The sequence below is a fragment of the Chryseobacterium lactis genome (assembly GCF_003815875.1).
GTDB classification, from domain to species: domain Bacteria; phylum Bacteroidota; class Bacteroidia; order Flavobacteriales; family Weeksellaceae; genus Chryseobacterium; species Chryseobacterium lactis.
This window is the reverse complement of record NZ_CP033924.1, coordinates 1,005,944-1,022,550: the sequence shown is the minus strand read 5'-3', so window position 1 is coordinate 1,022,550 and position 16,607 is coordinate 1,005,944. Positions and strand designations below refer to the sequence as shown.

Below are 16,607 nucleotides of genomic sequence, written 5' to 3'. Positions count from 1 at the left end.
AAATTTACGAAATTTATTTTTCCTAAATTATTCACAATGTTACTCTTAGCAAACTGTAATAAATACGTCAATAAATGTCCAGTTTTTTATTAAAAACTGGACAAATAATTTTTAGTCTACCTACTCTCATACCCCTCCTTAAACTTCAAAAACTTTTCTGCGTCCTTTGGATTTTTCTGCATCCATTTGTTCATCAGCGTGGTATTGTGTTCCAGCTGTTTTACCTGCTCGGTTTCATAAATCGCCTTGTTTTCATTCTTGATCTCCTTGAGGATTTCCTCTCGAACCTCGGTCTTGGTGCGGATGCTTTCGCGGTACCAGATTTTTCCTAGATAAACAGTTGCTGATAAAATAAAAAATGCAACCAGCAATATAGCCAGGATTCCGAAAAACCAATATTTAACTGTATCTGATTTCTGATGAAATTTTTCCAGATGCTTTATAACGTCCGGAGATAATTCTGCGATAATATTGTTGGGGATGGATTTAAGCAATTCCTGCCGTTTTAGATTTTCTTCATGTGCCAGTGCTTGGATTTTCTTTACATCCTCCTTGATGTCGCAGTACATGTGGAAAATCGCCTTCCCCGAAATTTCTACCGCCTTATTACTTTCTATGACGCGGTGCAAAAGTTCGATGCCTGCATCTTGTGAAGAATAATTTTCTGTATTCTCCTGGTTGTTAAATTCGTTGTTGTTCATTTTGTTTTTTTTTGATGTTTTTTTTTAAAGACCTATCGCCTCCTTTTTCTCTTCCTCAGCAATTCGTCGTCAGCCGCCGGTGTGTAGCTCGGTTTGAGGAGTTCCTTCACGGCATTTTCAATCTCCCTGAGGGCTGATTTTTCCGGATTTTTTATTTCGTTCGTTTGTGGATTACTCTGACTGAAAATTGCCGACTGGTGGCTTTCCGCATTCCGGTTTAGAATTTCTTTGATATCTTTGATTTTCAGTTTGTTTGTAATCTCGGAAAGTTTGTAACCGGGATGGTACTGCCTCTGGGTTTGGTCGTTAATATCGCTCAGTTTCACAATCCGCATCCCCGACACGCCGTCCTTCACATTCTGCGAGAGCGTCACTCTATAACCACATCGCCGCATCTAATCGACCAAGTCATCAAAATTTCTTGAGACCTTCAGACAGTTTTGCAGCACTTTCAGCATCTGCTGCTTTTTCTCCTTTCCGATTTCCACATCTGTTTTGAGATTCATCTCTTTGCAGACATTTCGAACCGATTCACCAAAGCGTTTACCTATGTTTGCCGACTTCACCGTGCATTTACCAAAAACATCTATGCGGTTCACGATGAAATGGATATGTTTCTGCTTCGTGGAATTGTGGACATCCAGGACGACCTGGTTATTTTCTGTAAGTCCCACGTCTTTCAATGATTTTATAGCCAGTTCCTTCAACTCTTCATTTGTCAGCCTGTCGCCGATTTCCTTTGGTGGAGAGATGTAGCCGGTGAGCGCCCATTTCTTGACATTGGGATTTCTCTCGGCGACAATCTTCATCTCTTCAAATCTTTCCTCCGGCGTTGTTGAAAGCAGGTTGTTGGAATAAATACATTCTGCCGTGCCTTTGTCGTTGCCGTTGTATTCAATCGCGATCTTACTGATCCTCCTCGTCGTTGCCGAATTGTTCATGCTTGATGATTTGTTGGTAGAGGTATTCTCTGATTAATTTGGTGACGGTGTGAATTTCCTCAAGGATCTCTTTCTTGTTTTCAAACTCGTTCCATTCTCTGTTCCTAAGCAGATTGGATATCCTTATAAAATTGTTGCCGTAATTCAACAGAACCGCGTCGGTTTGAAACTCGTTTATTTTGAGTTCTTTTTCGGTTGAAACCAGTCTTAAATATTTTGATATTTTGAGTTTGTAGAAGTCAGCCTCCTTTTGAATTTTCTCAAACTCCTTTTCGGTAAAACGAACTGAGACTACCTTCGAAAATTGGTTCGCCGTCTTCTTTTTCAAACCTCCCTTTCGACCAATTTCTCGGAAGCGGTTCTTTCTTTTTTCTTCTGCAACCTTTGCAATTTGCTGCTCGGAAATCTGTCTTACAAACTGTTTTAAAAAGTCATTTTTCATATTGTGTTTATGTGGTGTTTAATTTTTTTATAATTTTAAACTATGGGCTTGAATCGTAGTTCCAGACATGCGTTTCCGACGATAGGAGGAAACCAAAAAGCCCGATTTTTACGACAAGCCCCACGCTTGTTGTAAACATTGGGTACTTTTTGCACTAAGTACATGGCAAGTTTTTACCCAGCTTTTTTAGAGTATTCCACTTGTGCTTATTTTAAGCAGGTCGGCTTGTATGAATCTTCATCTTTTTCTCCTGTAAATATCCCGGTTTCCCTCGGACTCGTGTATGGCTGTTTGATTTTTTTCAAGCTTATTTTCAAGTGTCTTTTCTTCCTGTGATATCAGGAAATTATTCAGATCTTGATGAGGGAAATATTCATTCGACCGGTCATCTGCCTCCGGGAATATTTTCAAAATTGAATCCCTGCACTGTTCGCCGGCGCGGTCGTTATCCAAGTACATTTCGACAGATTTATAATTTCCAAAAAGCCCGGATGCCTTGTGAACCATGGCGACAGAGTTCAGAATTAGATAGTCGGAAGGTGTCTTTTCCGGTTCTAAAATTTTAAGGGAGAGGTAGTCGGTAAATCCCTCGAAAACCTTGAGGTTTGCAGAATTATTTTTTATCGTGGTGATATCCTTTTTTCCAAGACAGATTTTGGAAAAACTGCTGCGGATTTCGTAGCCTCCCGAATCGTTTTTAAAACCGAGCCCGAAATATCTTTTGTCGTTAATCCGGTAGTGGACTTCGCTCAATTCCGATTTTTGTGACTCGAGTTTTCTTGATTTCAAATAGTCTAACAATGCCGGGTGAATAAGTTCCTTTACTTCGAGAATTTGATTTGTATTTTCAGCAGTAATTGCTTCCGTCACACTCGGCTTATTATAAGGAAAATCGAAACGAGAAAGATATTCAAGAGCATCGGAGACAGTGCATTGTTTGAGCTCCTGAACTATCGACACGACATCGTATTGTTTTCCAGTGCCAAAATCAAAGGCAATATTTTTCACATAATTCACTAATAAACTTGGCGTTCGTTCTTGTCGATTGATAGCATTATAATAGGCTGTTTTCGGATGTTCTTTGCTTGGGAATAGAGAAAAACTTTCCATTACTTCTTTGATGCTGATATTTTCGTTCGCTTGTTTGCAGTTCATTTTTTGTGTTTTTTAAAGTTTATTTTTTTTATATCCAGTTATGTTTTTACCGTTTTTCCATACCTGCCTACCTAAATATTGAATATCAGTTAGTTATATCAATTAATGACTTACCTTGTTGTTACCTGTTAATTGGATCCCTTCTTTAACTATGGTAGTTTAGGTAAAGTCTTATCTATTTTATTACCTTGATAAAAATTTGAAAATGAGTTCTGTAAGTCCACTTAGGTAAGTAGGTAGGATAAATTGAATGTCAAGGATTTAAACTTTCTTTCAGTCAATCTTTCTTCGGATCAGGTAGCCGTAAACCTGCAGTTTCGGATGCTTGATTCTTTCATACTTGAGCCTGGTGAGCGCCTTTCCGACCTTGATATTGTTCAATCTTAAATTCAGGGCGTTGTTCATTGCCACAACGATGTCCGTCGCCGTAAGAAAATCCTTGATGTCCTTCGATTTCTCGAAGTGTGCGGAAACGATTTCCTGCTCAAGTGAAAGCTGGGAAAACTGCTCGTTCCTCAGCTCATTAGCCTCTATGTCCGAGAGCGTCATTTCCGGTTGGTAATTTTTTCTTTCAAAAGCATTGTGGTACGCCTGCGCCCATACCTTGTCTATGTCTATTTCCTCCGCATAGGCGAAATCAATGCTGTAAACTTCGAAAACCAGCCACCTTACGCTTCCTGTCTCGTCGGTAAGGAAATCTGTTCTGTTGGTGGAGGCAACAAAGGAACATATCCTGTCCATGTTCTCCGGCTTTCTCCCGTAAGGCACCCTCACCTTTGCGCCGCCCATCGAGATAAAGGATTTCAGCGTGTTGACATCCGATTTGGACAGGACGGCCAATTCGTCGGCATTGAGGATAAAGTTTTTGCAGATAGCGATGATGCCGTCCTTGTCCACCGTGACATTTTCGGAATAATAACCCCTAAGCCCGTCGGGAATGAGGAACCGCAGGAAGGTGGTCTTGCCCGTGTTCTGTTTGGAGCTTGCCAGCACGAGGCACTGCTTGTTGACATAGTCTTTCTTCAATGCGCAAAGCACGGCACGGGTCAGCCACTTCTCGAGATGGTAGCGGAACGCTTCGCTGTCGTTGGTCCGAACAAATCCCGCCAGCTTCCTGATATGGTCTTCGCCGTCCCAGCCCGCGAGTTTTTTAAAGTATTCCGCTAAAGGGTTGTATCTCTTTATCAAGTGGCTCCGTACGAGGATCTCCAACTTCTGCATGGTGATCTGCATCCCGGCCTGTACGAGTTCTATCAGCAGGGAGTTGATGTTTAGCTCTGTCCAGTCGTCCTTTCCCTTGAGCGATATTTCTATCTCCAGGGCGATGGCGTTAAAGCGAAGGTCATACTTGCTTTCCAGATACTTCATCACCATATCGAAAATGGTAGTGGTCTCGGAAGCGGTTTGGTAGAGTACTGGGATTTTTTGCTCTTCAGCCGGCTTGTTGGTTATTTCTTCCATCGCTCCAGAATTTCCTGCTCGAATGCATCGTAGTCATCATTTTGTATTTCCTCCACATTATCCCCCAGAAGATAAGCTTCTAGGTCTTCTTTGCGAAAGTAGATTTTCTTTTGCCCCTTCTTTTTGTAGGCCTTCAGTTTGCCGTGGTGTTTGAGTTGGTAGAGATAGTCCGGATCCAGGTTGAGGAACAGCGCGGCCTCTTCCTTGGAATAGATCTTCTTGGTTCCGAGGGCGAGCATCTGTAGCGCCTTGGAGGTAAACTCTTTTTGCGAGTTTACCAAAGTGGACATTTGGCTTTCTAGCGCAGCTAGTCTTTCTTGGTCTTTCATTTCGTTGAATTTTGTTGAGGCCAAGATATTTCCCAAAGAAATAGCCGCCTAAAAGCGACTTAAAAAGTTTTTTGTAAAATAAAACAACCTAAAGAAATGTGCGTTCAATAGGAGGTTTTGTTTTATAATGGTTTAGTCAATAAACCATTAAAAGCGACTAACTGTCGCCTTTATAATTCTGGTTATCAGATAAATATGATTTTTAAAGAGAAAATGTTTTTTTGGATTTTAGACTATATATCATCCTGAACATCGCTGTTGGAAAGATATTTTGAGAGGTTCCTGCTGTTTATTGGTTCTTCTGCGATATTTCCGAGCCTGTCTTTTGCCGAGGTGACGGCGTTGATAATTTTGCAGGTTTCGGCTTGGGTTATTGTGCCGGATTTACAACTTTCCATAACATTAGTAAAGGTCGAGAAAAAGTCCAAAATAGGCTGTACGCTCACGCCGTTCCTTGCAGGCTTTGTAAACAGAATCTTTCCAGAGTTTTTCTTCCGCAGTAAAAAGTCCGATAAATCCCTCTCGGAATCTTTAGAAATAAAATAATCCCGCAAAATGTCATCAATGACCATATTCGGATTCTTTTTTATTTCAAAAGCAAAATCGGATTCCTGTAGGATATTATTGTTGTGTTTTGCGAGTTCGTTGGTTTCAGATAAAATGATTTGTTGATTATTTAATTCGTTTGAAATCTTAGTGCCAACTTTCAAAAATTCTCTTTTTAACTCATTGGAATGGTGTTCTATTTTATCTGCCGCGTCTTGCTTTTCTCGGAACTCAAACCTTTCGCTATAACTGTTTTTCTTGAATTTTTTGAATGCCTGAATTGGCTTAAATGGGTGTTCCATTTTTACCTCGAACAGGATTACGGCAAGAATTTGAAGAATGATATAGAATAGGATTTGGGTAAAGTCGATCTTCTCGGCATGGATATCTTCCAGTATTTTCCCGCCCCAGAAAAAGGAAAGCGACAATGAAACCAAAAATAAATTCAAAACGATTAAAAACCGCTGGGTGTTCCAGTCGTTATACCAGTTTGCCCTTTCCTTGGAGTAATAGTTTATCGCAAACGGACTGAACGCAAACCAAAGCCGCCCTGCAAGATAGAAGGGGACAAGGATTGTAAAGGTTACCATTAGAATATATGTTGCGATATAGAAGTCAGTCATATATAACGTACTAAAATATTCTTACACAAAAATAGCATTAAAATAAAATACTTTTGTTCGTGAAATGTTCGTGACAAATATAAAAAAAAACACCTACATTCCTGTAAGTGTTTGATTGTCAAAGCTCCTCCTGCTGGGCTCGAACCAGCGACCCTCTGATTAACAGTCAGATGCTCTAACCAACTGAGCTAAGGAGGAATGTCCTTTGTTTTAAGTGGTGCAAATATAGGACGAATATTTATACTCTACAAATATTTTTAGAAAATTTTTCAAAAAAATTATAATTTCCCGGCAAATATCTTGAAAATATCACTTCCGAAAATCACTAACATTAAGCCTAACAGGAAGATAACTCCTATCATTTGCGCATTTTCCAATACTTTTTGAGGAACCGGTTTACCCACAATAATTTCATATAACGTAAATAAAACGTGGCCACCATCAAGTCCCGGAATCGGAATCAGGTTTAGGAAAGCCAACCATACAGAAAACATTGCTGTAAAGCTCCAGAAGGCAGTCCAGTCGATGGAAACATTCCCTTTTGCGTCTTTATTAACAGGCATGTTTTTTACGATGGCAATAGGTCCTCCTACATTTTTATATCCCTGAATTTTAGAGTTAAACATGATTTTGAACTGCTTTACTTGCATAGTTAATGCGTCAATAGATCTTGTAAAACCTCTTGGAATTGCTTCTCCAAAAGAATATTTTTTATTGGTAGCGATTGATTTCGCAATCGTTTTTGTATCAATTCCAACACCCAGTTTTCCGTTTTTGTCTACAGAAACAGAAGGAAGTGTCTGTAAAGCTCCGTTTCTTTCAACGTCTACACTGATGGTTTTTCCTTTATTCTCGCTTAAAAGAGTGCTTACTTCATCGTAGAAGGTTGCCTTTTTCCCATTGATTCCTACTACTTTATCTCCCTTTACCAATCCTGAGGACTGAGAAGCAGGAGTAGCCAGTGAATCAATAACCATAGGAATTCTTGGTGTAATGTATAATTTTGCTTCTCTTTGTTTTAAAACATCCGCAACACCGTCAGGATTAACAGGGAAAGTTACTTCTTGCCCGTTTCTTTGTACCGTAACATTATTTCCTAAAAGGATGTTGACTGAAGTGCTTTCCAATCTTTCTGCAGGTTTTCCGTCAACACTGATGATTTTATCACCGTTTTGGAAGCCCATTTTCTTTCCGGCTGCACTCGCTTCAATTCCATTATCAAATTTCGTAATATCTGTGTAAGCTTCCCCATTAAAGAATGAAAGGCAGCTGTAGATTAACCAGGCCAGGAAGAAGTTTACAGTAACCCCACCCAACATGATAATTAATCTTTGCCATGCTGGTTTAGATCTGAATTCCCATGGTTCGGCAGGTTTTTTCATCTGTGCCGTATCCATGCTTTCATCCACCATTCCGGCGATTTTTACATAGCCGCCGAAAGGAAGCCATCCGATTCCGTATTTGGTTTGTTCAGGGTGTTTTCTCCAGTCGTTGTCGGGAAGTTTTGATATATCGATAGGAACTTCTTCTTTCTTTCCGTTAACCTCTATTACTTCAGAGTCCGGCAAATTCTGTGAGAAGAATTTATACTGCCATTTTCCGTTGATTTTCTTCATTGAGAAAATAGAAAAATAAGGATCAAAAAACAGGAAAAATTTCTCTGCTCTGGTCTTGAACCATATGGCTGGTAAAAAATGCCCAAGCTCATGAAGAAGTACTAATATAGAGATGCTCAGAATGAACTGAAAGAGTTTTATTGCTATTTCCATTAATAAATTTTAGATTTTAATTTGCAAAGGTAACAATTATCAAAACTATGCCAAATAAAAAAGCTCCCCGAAAACGAGAAGCTTTGTCATATTTAAAGACGATTTGTTTATAAATTGAAAGAAACCCCAAGACTTCCGTTGTTTCCTACCTCTGCAAAAACGCCGACTTTTTCCGTAAAGAAGTAGCGTGCTCCTATATGAGCACCTATTCCGAAGTCTTTTCCGAGTACACCAACATCAACTCCCGGATAAATGTCCCATTTTGAAGGAAGATTCAGTGCTTCCTGAAGGTGAAAATTTAACCTTCCAAAAACAAAAACACGATTGTCTTTATCGTTATCTTTATAGTTGCCAAAATAAGCATTGAGTCCGGCCCCTACTGATAAAAGCTTATTAAGCCCATAATCATAAGTTCCTGTTACCCCGGTTCCATATCCCCAGGCACTCAGACCCAGTTGAATTTTTTGATCTCCTTTTCCTGTATATGCCTGAGCATTTGCCATAGCACCACAAAAAAATATCATCACCATAAAAACCAATTTCTTCATAAATTTTTTAATTTTTAATGATATTACTAAAAAATATCTGCATCAAAAATGAAACCGAAAGATATTCTCTACTATAAAAATAGAAGACTTTAATAAATTATTAAGAAATTCTCTTCGCTACCATGGAAACAAGTTTTTACCAATCTGGTATATCATTCTCTTTGCTGAACTTTCTTTTAGTAAATATAAAAACTGTATTTTTATAAATCGGATTGTGTAATCATTTAAAATAAATAAAGATGAACGTTGTAGGACTCAATTTAGATATCATCTGGAAAAATAAAACTGAAAATTTTAAAATCATCGAAAACGAACTTCAGAACCAGGAAGCAGATCTTTTTCTTCTCCCTGAAATGTTTTCAACAGGGTTCTGTATGGATGCTTCTGAAGTTTCGGACAGAAATGAAGAATCTCTGGAATTTTTAAAAAAGATATCAAAAGAAAAAAATGCAGCATTCTGTGGGAGCGCGCCTGTAGAGCAATATGGTAAGTTTTATAACAGAATGTTTTTTGTGCAGCCCAATGGTGAAACATCCTTTTATAATAAGCGACATTTGTTTTCCTTTTCAGGGGAAGATAAAGTATATGCTCCGGGAAAAAACAGAGTGATTGTAGAATATAAAGGTATACGATTTTTGCTTCAGATCTGCTATGACCTTCGTTTTCCTGTTTTTGCAAGAAATAACGATGATTATGACGCTATTTTATATGTTGCCAACTGGCCTGAAAAAAGAGTAGGAGCCTGGGAGCATCTTTTAAAAGCCAGAGCGATAGAAAATCTGTCTTTTGTTTTTGGCTTAAATAGAATCGGTATAGATGGTAATGATTTGTCTTACCAGGAAAGTTCTCATTGTTTCTTTGCTGATGGAAAAGAAATTTCCCGAAAAAATGGAAATATAGTATCCGCAGAATTGAATATGAATGAACTGGAAGACTTTAGAAAACATTTCCAGTTTCTGAATGACCGCGATCAGTTTTCAATTCAGATATAAATAATTAAGGCTGAAATCGGAATAAATTATCTGATTTCAGCCTTAATTCGTTTATTTAAGAATATTGCTGCAGAAGTTGCGTTAACGTATTTACATCATGTACACCACTTTCTTTCCATAACATTTCTCCATTTTTGAAAATAGCGAGAGTAGGCACTCCGCGAACTCCGTATTGTGCGGCTAAAGCAGGATATTGATCTACATCCACCTTAATGATTCTGGCTCCTTCGCCAATATTTTCTTTTACTGTATTTAAAACCGAAGATTGTACTTTGCAAGGTTGACACCAGGTGGCGAAAAAATCAATAAGTACAGGTCTTTCGGAATCGATGATTTCCTGAAATTTTTGTGACATAATTTAGGTTATTGTATTAGTTTACTTTTTGTCAGTTTCGTCCTGGATTGCCTTTACATTTTTCCAACTTGTTCCATCATAAGCTTCCACGCCATTTTTCTTCAAAATTTCCATGGCCTGGTCTGCCGGTACTCCCTTATTGCAAAAAACAACCACCTTTTTACCCTTAAGGGTTTCAATAGTAGTCTGAAGTTCCGCCAAAGGAATATTCACTGCATTCTTTGCTGTTCCTGCAGCATATTGCTCAGGAATTCTTACATCGACCAAAGTCACATCCGAACTATTGACAACTTCTTTGATATTTGCTTTAGGAATTTCTACAGTTTGAGCTGTTTTACAAGCGCTTGCTGTAAAAGCTGCTGCCAAAATGAATCCCCAGAATTTAGCTTTCATTTACGATGTTTTAGATTGGCATACAAAATCCGTTGTCGGAAACTTTTCTGTTTTTTTAATTCCGTTGAAACCACCTTCGATTTCAGTAAAGTTTCTGATTCCGTGTGAATTAAGGATGCTTGCAGCAATCATGCTTCTGTAGCCGCCGGCACAGTGGAGAAAGAAATGTTCAGAGTCATCAATATTTCTTGCCCAGTCGCTTATAGCGTCTAATGGTCTGTTATAAGCGTTATCTATATGTTCTGCAGAATATTCCGTTAATTTTCTAACATCTATTACTGTAGATTTTTCTGTAAACTGTTCTGCAAATTCTGCCGGAGAAATTCTCTTGACATCATCTACTTCTTTACCCGAATTTTTCCAGGCCTCAAAACCGCCATTTAAATATCCTACCACATTATCAAAACCAACTCTGCTTAATCTGGTAATGACCTCTTCTTCTGTTCCTTCGTCCGTTACCAATAACAGAGGGTGTTTTACATCTACAATCAGCGTTCCTACCCATGGCGCAAAATCACCTTTCAAACCAATGTTGATTGAATTGGGAACAAAGCCTTTATGAAAATCTGCCGCTCCTCTTGTGTCTAAAATTAATGCTCCTGTATCTTCTGCCATTGCTTCGAAATCTTCCGGAGCAACAGGTTGTAATCCTTTATCCATTACTACATCCAGACTTTCGTATCCACCTTTGTTAAGGGCGACATTCATTCCGAAATATTTCGGAGGTGCAGTAAGCCCGTCAAGAACTTCTCTGATGAAAGATTCTTTATCAGGTTGATTAAGCGCGTAATTTGTTCTTTTCTGATTACCAAGAATATCTACAGTCTCTTTTTGCATGTTTTTTCCACATGCAGAACCCGCTCCGTGAGCAGGATAAACGGTAATACTATCGTTCAGAGGCATAATCTTGTTTTGAAGACTATCATATAATATCCCTGCAAGATCTTCCTGAGTAAGGTTGGTTGCTTTTTGAGCAAGATCAGGTCTTCCCACATCTCCTAAAAATAAAGTATCTCCTGTGAAAATTGCCGTTTCATTACCCTCTTCATCGATCAACAGGTAAGTGCTGCTTTCCATAGTATGTCCCGGAGTGTGCAGAACTTTTATTTTTACTTTTCCGATTTCAAAAATTTGGTTATCCTCGGCGATTATAGATTCAAATTCAGGAGCAGCGGTAGGTCCATATACAATCGGAGCACCGGTTTTTTTGCTTAAATCCAAATGTCCTGAAACAAAATCAGCATGGAAGTGAGTCTCAAAAATATATTTTAAAGTGACATGGTCTTTTTCAAGACGATCAAGATAAGGTTTTACTTCTCTGAGCGGATCGATAATAGCCGCTTCGTTTTCTGATACAATATAATAAGCTCCCTGAGCCAGACAGCCCGTATATATTTGTTCAACTTTCATTGGGGTCTTTTTTTAATGAGTTAAAGATACAAAGTATTAGATGAATTCTAAATGAAATGTTAAATCCCATTGATAGTTTCTTTCAATACTTTGTTAAACGTGTGTTTAAAGCTTATTGTTTTCAGCAAAAAGAATGCCTTACATATGATTAATTTGCAAATGCTGTTTTTTATCATGTCTGCGTGGAGTAAAGGCAAGCCTGTCTGCGTAATTTCTAATTTTAGAGGGCATGGTTTGAATTTTGCTTGTACGATGAAAATTGTTTCCCGGCTTCTGATAAAGTTCGATGGGAAATATCATTAAAGATGTTACAAAAAATTTTATATTTATAAGCTTAAAAAAGAGATGCGATGGCAGATAAAACACAATTTATTGAAGAACTAAACGCCAGATATACTCCGAAGGGAGATCATATTATATTGGGAAAAGGAATGTTGGATGGAGAAGTAGTTCCTGAAGTAAACGTTACTATTCCTTTAAAAACGATTAACCGTCATGGTCTTATTGCCGGAGCAACGGGTACGGGTAAAACAAAGACATTACAGGTATTTGCAGAGCAGCTTTCGCATCAGGGAATTCCTTCTTTGGTACTGGATATTAAAGGCGATTTCTCCGGAATTGCAGAGCCGGGACAGATGAATTCAATTATTGAAGAGAGGTATGCAAAAACGCAGCTTCCTTATACTCCACAGGGCTTTCCGGTAGAGTTGATGACCATTTCCGGCGGGAAAGGAGTGAAATTGAGAGCCACGGTTACAGAATTCGGTCCTGTTTTACTCAGTAAAATTCTGGAATTGAATGATACCCAGCAAAGCATTATGTCCATTGTCTTTAAATATTGTGATGATAAAGGGCTTCCGCTGATCGATTTAAAAGATTTAAAAAAAGTACTTCAGTATGTTACCGATAATGCTCAGGGAAAAGCTGAACTTGCAGCTAACTACGGATCTATAGCCTCTGCTTCTCTGGGAGCCATTTTAAGATCTATCGTTGCATTGGAACAACAGGGAGCTGCAGATTTCTTCGGGGAACTAAGCTTTGATGTACAAGATCTCCTTGAAACAAGAGATGGAAAAGGAGTCGTGAATATTTTACGAGTATCGGAAATTCAGAACAAGCCACAATTGTTCTCTACGTTTATGCTTTCTCTTTTTGCTGAAATTTATATGACATTTCCGGAGGAAGGTGATAGCGGTAGACCAAAGTTAGTGCTGTTTATAGATGAGGCTCACCTTATTTTCGATGAGGCTTCAAAAGCACTTCTTTCACAGATTGAAACTATGGTTAAGCTGATCCGTTCCAAAGGAGTTGGGATTTACTTTATTACTCAGATTCCTGGAGATGTACCGGAAAATGTGCTTTCTCAATTAGGTTTGAAAATACAGCATGCATTGAGAGGGTTCACTGCTAAAGATAAAAAAGAGATTTCCAAGGCCGTTGAAAATTATCCTACAACAGAATATTACAATGCTTCAAGCCTCATTCAGAGCTTAGGAATCGGAGAAGCATTTGTTACTGCTTTGGATGAAAAAGGTATTCCTACACCATTGGTACACACTTATCTGATTTCTCCGGAATCCAGAATGGATGTCCTTAGCGAGGCGGAAATAGCAGATCTGACGTCTAAATCTGCGATGGTAGCAAAATATGAGCAGGCTATTGATAATGAATCAGCCTATGAAATGCTGGTAAGCAGAATGGAACAGGCAGCTCAAAATCCTGTAGCTAACCAAAAAACAAGACCGGTAAAAGAAGAACCCGGTATGTTCGAGCAAGTGTTAAAGAGCAGCGCGGGAAGAACTTTCACCAATACATTAATGAGAGAAGGAGCAAAAGCAATTCTCGGAATGTTTGGACTGGGAGGCAGAAAAAGATAATTCTGTACCTGTAATCTGCTGAGTTTTGACATATTTTTTGTTATTTTAGCAGGCTATACTTTACTGACAGAGAAAATATTGTCAGGGTTGAAAGGAAATTGCAGAGGCGAAATTTAATATAAATAAAAAAAGCAGTTAGCGGGAAAATCAATGTATTCGATTATAGATATAGAAAGTAATGGTGCCGGTTATAGAAATGAGTGCATTATTGATATTGCCATCTATAGATATGATGGTCAGAAAATTACTGACCAGTTTATATCTTTGGTAAACCCTGAAAGTGACATCACTCCTTTTGTACAGAAACTGACGAGTATCACTCCCAAAATGGTTAAAACTGCTCCGAAATTTCATGAAATAGCCAAAAGAGTGATTGAAATCACTCAAAATACAACCTTAGTAGGTCATAATATTGACTTTGATTACAGAATGCTTCGTCAGTCATTCAAAAGGCTTGGTTATGATTTCAAAACCAGCACTTTAGATACAATTCCTTTGGCGAAAAAGCTGATTCCCGATGAGGTAAGTTATTCATTAGGAAAGTTGGTGAAATCATTGGGCATTCCTTTGACCAATCATCACAGAGCTGACGGAGATGCCAGAGCAACACTTGAGTTGTTTAAGCTTTTAGTGTCAAAAGATACTGAAAATGAGATTATTCAGAAGCAGCATGACGAAACGAACGCTAAAACATATATCAACAAAATTAAGGTACTGACTCAGGATCTTCCCAACGAAAAAGGTTTTGTTTATTTTCAGGACGAAGCGGGGAGGATTATCTTCTCAGATTATGTTCAGGATATTAATAAATTTTCGAAAAAGGTTTTCAATTCCAAATCAAAAAAATGGGAACAGATCCAGAGTGGAGTCGAGCAGATTAATTTTGAGCTTACCGGAACTGATATTATTGCCAAGCTGATTCTCAATTCTAAAAATATTAAAAAGAAGGAGGTTTTACCTTTCGGGCTTTATTTTAGAAACAATAAGTATGTTGTTGAGAAAAATATGCTGAATAAAACTGAAAAACCTATTTTAAAATTCAGATCATTTACCCAAGGTACCAAAGCGGTTCAGTTTATAGGTGCTCTTGAAGAATTTAATGATGTAGCGGTATTGAAGCAAAAGATTGAATTCAGAAAAAGGAATGAATTGTGGCTTGGTATGGGAAGAAAGCTGGGTGAGAAATTATTTTTAATTATCGAAAACGGAAAGGTAATTTCCTTTGGTTTTTATGAGCTGTTTACACAAATTCAAACTTTGAGTAAGCTTGCTAAACTTAAAATTGATCTTCCGTTGTCTTCCGCGGATTTGAATAATGAATTGCAGCTGGCTCTGCTTCGTGGTGATTTTGAGACGTTACCGTTGCCGAAATGATAAAGGAATTGTCACCGTATAAGCCGGTACTTTTCAAATCAATTTTCTCAAAATAAAAAATAAATAGTATTTTTGCAAAAAATAAATAGAAGCAATGCAAAATTTTAAACAAATTAAAACTGGAAAAAAGGGAGCTGTAAAGTTCTCTAAGGTTTGGAATATTTAAAAGAGTTGTCTTGCATAAAAAATAATCAATGTGGCAGACTCTTTTTTGGAAGAATCTGCCTTTTTTTATGTTAAAATGAAATTATGAATTCAAAAGAATTATTAAAGATCGCCAATGAGTTTGGCACCCCGGTGTATGTTTATGATGCAGAGTCCATCAAAGTTCAATACGAGAAACTTACATCTTCTTTTTTAAAACACACAAAGTTTTTCTATGCTGCGAAGGCGTTGACAAACATCAACATCTTGAAGTATGTCAAGAACCTGGGTGCTTCTTTGGATTGTGTATCTATTAACGAGGTCAAACTTGGACTAAAAGCAGGATTTACAAAGGAAAAAATATTGTTTACTCCAAATTGTGTTGACCTTGCGGAAATAGAGGAAGCAATGACTTTCGGAGTTCATATTAACATTGATAATATTTCTATTCTTGAGCAGTTCGGGAATAAATACGGAAATACATATCCTATTTTAGTAAGAATCAACCCGCATATCTTTGCCGGTGGTAATTATAAAATTTCAACAGGGCATATCGACAGTAAATTTGGCATTTCTATTCACCAGGTTCGTCACATCGAAAGAGTGATGAAAAGTACAAACCTGAATGTTGAAGGACTTCATATGCACACAGGAAGTGAGATCAAAGATCCGGATGTATTTCTACAGGCTTTGGATATTATGCTGGAGCTTTCTGAGCATTTCCCGAACCTTAAATATCTGGACATGGGAAGTGGGTTTAAAATCCCTTATCAGGATAGCGAAGAAGAGACTGATGTGAGAACATTAGGTAAAAAAGTAGAAAAAGTAATTTCTGAGTTTTCGAAATCTACAGGGAAAAAGTTCGAATTATGGTTTGAGCCGGGGAAATTCTTAGTAGGAAAGAGTGGTTATTTATTGGTGAAAGCTAATGTCATCAAGCAGACGACTGCAACCGTTTTCGTAGGAGTAAACTCAGGTTTTAACCACCTGATTCGTCCGATGTTCTACGATTCTTATCACCTGATTGAAAACTTGTCTAATCCGAAAGGAGCAGAAAGAATTTATACAGTAGTAGGAAATATTTGTGAAACGGACACGTTTGCATGGGACAGAAAACTGAATGAAGTAAGAGAAGGTGATATCCTTGCCTTCCACAATGCTGGAGCTTACGGTTTTGAAATGAGTTCAAATTTCAATTCAAGATTGAAGCCGGCTGAAGTTTTATTCATTGATGGTAAAGCTCTCCTGATCCGTAAAAGAGATGAGTTTGAAGATTTATTGAGAAATCAGATCGAAGTGATCTAACTCAAGAAAAATATAAATGAATGGCTGTCCTTAGGGGCAGCTTTTTTATTTTCAGTAATAAAGATATTGTGAATGTTGGGTTAAGAGAATAGAGGTTTTTTTGTTGCTAAACCTAACAGATTTTCAAAACCTGTTAGGTTTAATCATCATAAAATTACAAATTTTTAACATTGAAATTCTGGGGAAGGTTCAATTTAAATAACTAAATTTGATAGAAAGACGGCTTTTTAAAGTTGCTCTTT

Annotated in this window: 17 protein-coding genes and 1 tRNA gene; 4 read left to right on the top strand and 14 right to left on the bottom strand. The window is 37.9% G+C overall.

What is annotated here, in order from left to right; all coding sequences use genetic code 11:
* Nucleotides 1–116: 116 nt before the first annotated feature.
* From EG342_RS04395 to EG342_RS04350, 11 genes are all read right to left on the bottom strand, one after another.
* A complete protein-coding gene (locus tag EG342_RS04395) occupies nucleotides 117–701 on the bottom strand; it encodes a hypothetical protein (protein WP_078677238.1) in 585 nt (194 codons plus the stop codon).
* Nucleotides 702–733: 32 nt separating this feature from the next.
* Nucleotides 734–1,057: a hypothetical protein gene (locus EG342_RS25440; protein ID WP_246008732.1), complete on the bottom strand. Its 324-nt coding sequence runs from the start codon at nucleotides 1,055–1,057 to the stop codon at nucleotides 734–736.
* Between the two features lie 39 nt (nucleotides 1,058–1,096).
* Nucleotides 1,097–1,642 carry a relaxase/mobilization nuclease domain-containing protein gene (locus EG342_RS25435; protein ID WP_223200378.1) on the bottom strand — a complete coding sequence of 182 codons (546 nt, stop codon included), beginning with the start codon at nucleotides 1,640–1,642 and terminating at the stop codon, nucleotides 1,097–1,099.
* On the bottom strand, nucleotides 1,608–2,084 hold the full coding sequence (locus EG342_RS25430; protein WP_059344229.1) for a plasmid mobilization protein: 477 nt from the start codon (nucleotides 2,082–2,084) through the stop codon (nucleotides 1,608–1,610). Before EG342_RS25430 ends, EG342_RS25435 begins: the two co-directional genes overlap by 35 nt.
* Nucleotides 2,085–2,321: 237 nt before the next feature.
* Nucleotides 2,322–3,239 (bottom strand): toprim domain-containing protein, encoded by a 918-nt coding sequence (locus EG342_RS04380; protein ID WP_068791502.1) that lies wholly within the window; start codon nucleotides 3,237–3,239, stop codon nucleotides 2,322–2,324.
* A gap of 273 nt (nucleotides 3,240–3,512) precedes the next feature.
* Nucleotides 3,513–4,700 (bottom strand): VapE domain-containing protein, encoded by a 1,188-nt coding sequence (locus tag EG342_RS04375; RefSeq protein WP_059344230.1) that lies wholly within the window; start codon nucleotides 4,698–4,700, stop codon nucleotides 3,513–3,515.
* The gene (locus EG342_RS04370) at nucleotides 4,688–5,029 is read right to left on the bottom strand and encodes a helix-turn-helix domain-containing protein (protein WP_059344231.1); all 342 of its coding nucleotides are present in this window, start codon (nucleotides 5,027–5,029) and stop codon (nucleotides 4,688–4,690) included. The genes EG342_RS04375 and EG342_RS04370 overlap by 13 nt, the downstream gene beginning before the upstream one ends.
* 233 nt (nucleotides 5,030–5,262) lie before the next feature.
* Nucleotides 5,263–6,165, bottom strand: coding sequence for a hypothetical protein (locus EG342_RS04365; protein WP_123868027.1), 903 nt, complete (start codon nucleotides 6,163–6,165; stop codon nucleotides 5,263–5,265).
* Between the two features lie 157 nt (nucleotides 6,166–6,322).
* Nucleotides 6,323–6,396, bottom strand: a tRNA-Asn gene (locus EG342_RS04360).
* Nucleotides 6,397–6,476: 80 nt separating this feature from the next.
* Nucleotides 6,477–7,967, bottom strand: coding sequence for an RIP metalloprotease RseP (rseP, locus tag EG342_RS04355; protein ID WP_103288583.1), 1,491 nt, complete (start codon nucleotides 7,965–7,967; stop codon nucleotides 6,477–6,479).
* Between the two features lie 107 nt (nucleotides 7,968–8,074).
* Entirely contained in the window at nucleotides 8,075–8,515 is a 441-nt protein-coding gene (locus EG342_RS04350; protein ID WP_103288582.1) for a DUF6646 family protein, read from the bottom strand.
* Between the two features lie 239 nt (nucleotides 8,516–8,754).
* On the opposite strand from EG342_RS04350, the gene EG342_RS04345 reads away from it, so the two are divergent.
* A complete protein-coding gene (locus tag EG342_RS04345) occupies nucleotides 8,755–9,507 on the top strand; it encodes a nitrilase-related carbon-nitrogen hydrolase (RefSeq protein ID WP_103288581.1) in 753 nt (250 codons plus the stop codon).
* Nucleotides 9,508–9,562: 55 nt separating this feature from the next.
* On the opposite strand, the gene EG342_RS04340 is transcribed toward EG342_RS04345, so the two are convergent.
* Genes EG342_RS04340 through EG342_RS04330 form a run of 3 tightly spaced genes read right to left on the bottom strand, consistent with a single transcriptional unit; the run spans nucleotide 9,563 to nucleotide 11,665 of the window.
* Nucleotides 9,563–9,862, bottom strand: a complete 300-nt coding sequence (locus tag EG342_RS04340) for a thioredoxin family protein (protein ID WP_103288580.1) — start codon at nucleotides 9,860–9,862, stop codon at nucleotides 9,563–9,565.
* Nucleotides 9,863–9,883: 21 nt separating this feature from the next.
* Nucleotides 9,884–10,255: a rhodanese-like domain-containing protein gene (locus EG342_RS04335; RefSeq protein ID WP_103288579.1), complete on the bottom strand. Its 372-nt coding sequence runs from the start codon at nucleotides 10,253–10,255 to the stop codon at nucleotides 9,884–9,886.
* Nucleotides 10,256–11,665: an MBL fold metallo-hydrolase gene (locus EG342_RS04330; RefSeq protein WP_103288578.1), complete on the bottom strand. Its 1,410-nt coding sequence runs from the start codon at nucleotides 11,663–11,665 to the stop codon at nucleotides 10,256–10,258.
* A 350-nt stretch (nucleotides 11,666–12,015) separates the two neighbouring features.
* On the opposite strand from EG342_RS04330, the gene EG342_RS04325 reads away from it, so the two are divergent.
* The 3 genes from EG342_RS04325 to lysA all read left to right on the top strand — a co-directional run bounded on the left by EG342_RS04325 (nucleotide 12,016) and on the right by lysA (nucleotide 16,365).
* A complete protein-coding gene (locus tag EG342_RS04325) occupies nucleotides 12,016–13,542 on the top strand; it encodes a helicase HerA-like domain-containing protein (RefSeq protein ID WP_103288577.1) in 1,527 nt (508 codons plus the stop codon).
* A 150-nt stretch (nucleotides 13,543–13,692) separates the two neighbouring features.
* Nucleotides 13,693–14,916 carry a 3'-5' exonuclease gene (locus EG342_RS04320; protein ID WP_103288576.1) on the top strand — a complete coding sequence of 408 codons (1,224 nt, stop codon included), beginning with the start codon at nucleotides 13,693–13,695 and terminating at the stop codon, nucleotides 14,914–14,916.
* Nucleotides 14,917–15,165: 249 nt separating this feature from the next.
* The gene (gene lysA, locus EG342_RS04315) at nucleotides 15,166–16,365 is read left to right on the top strand and encodes a diaminopimelate decarboxylase (RefSeq protein ID WP_185126879.1); all 1,200 of its coding nucleotides are present in this window, start codon (nucleotides 15,166–15,168) and stop codon (nucleotides 16,363–16,365) included.
* Nucleotides 16,366–16,607 lie beyond the last annotated feature (242 nt).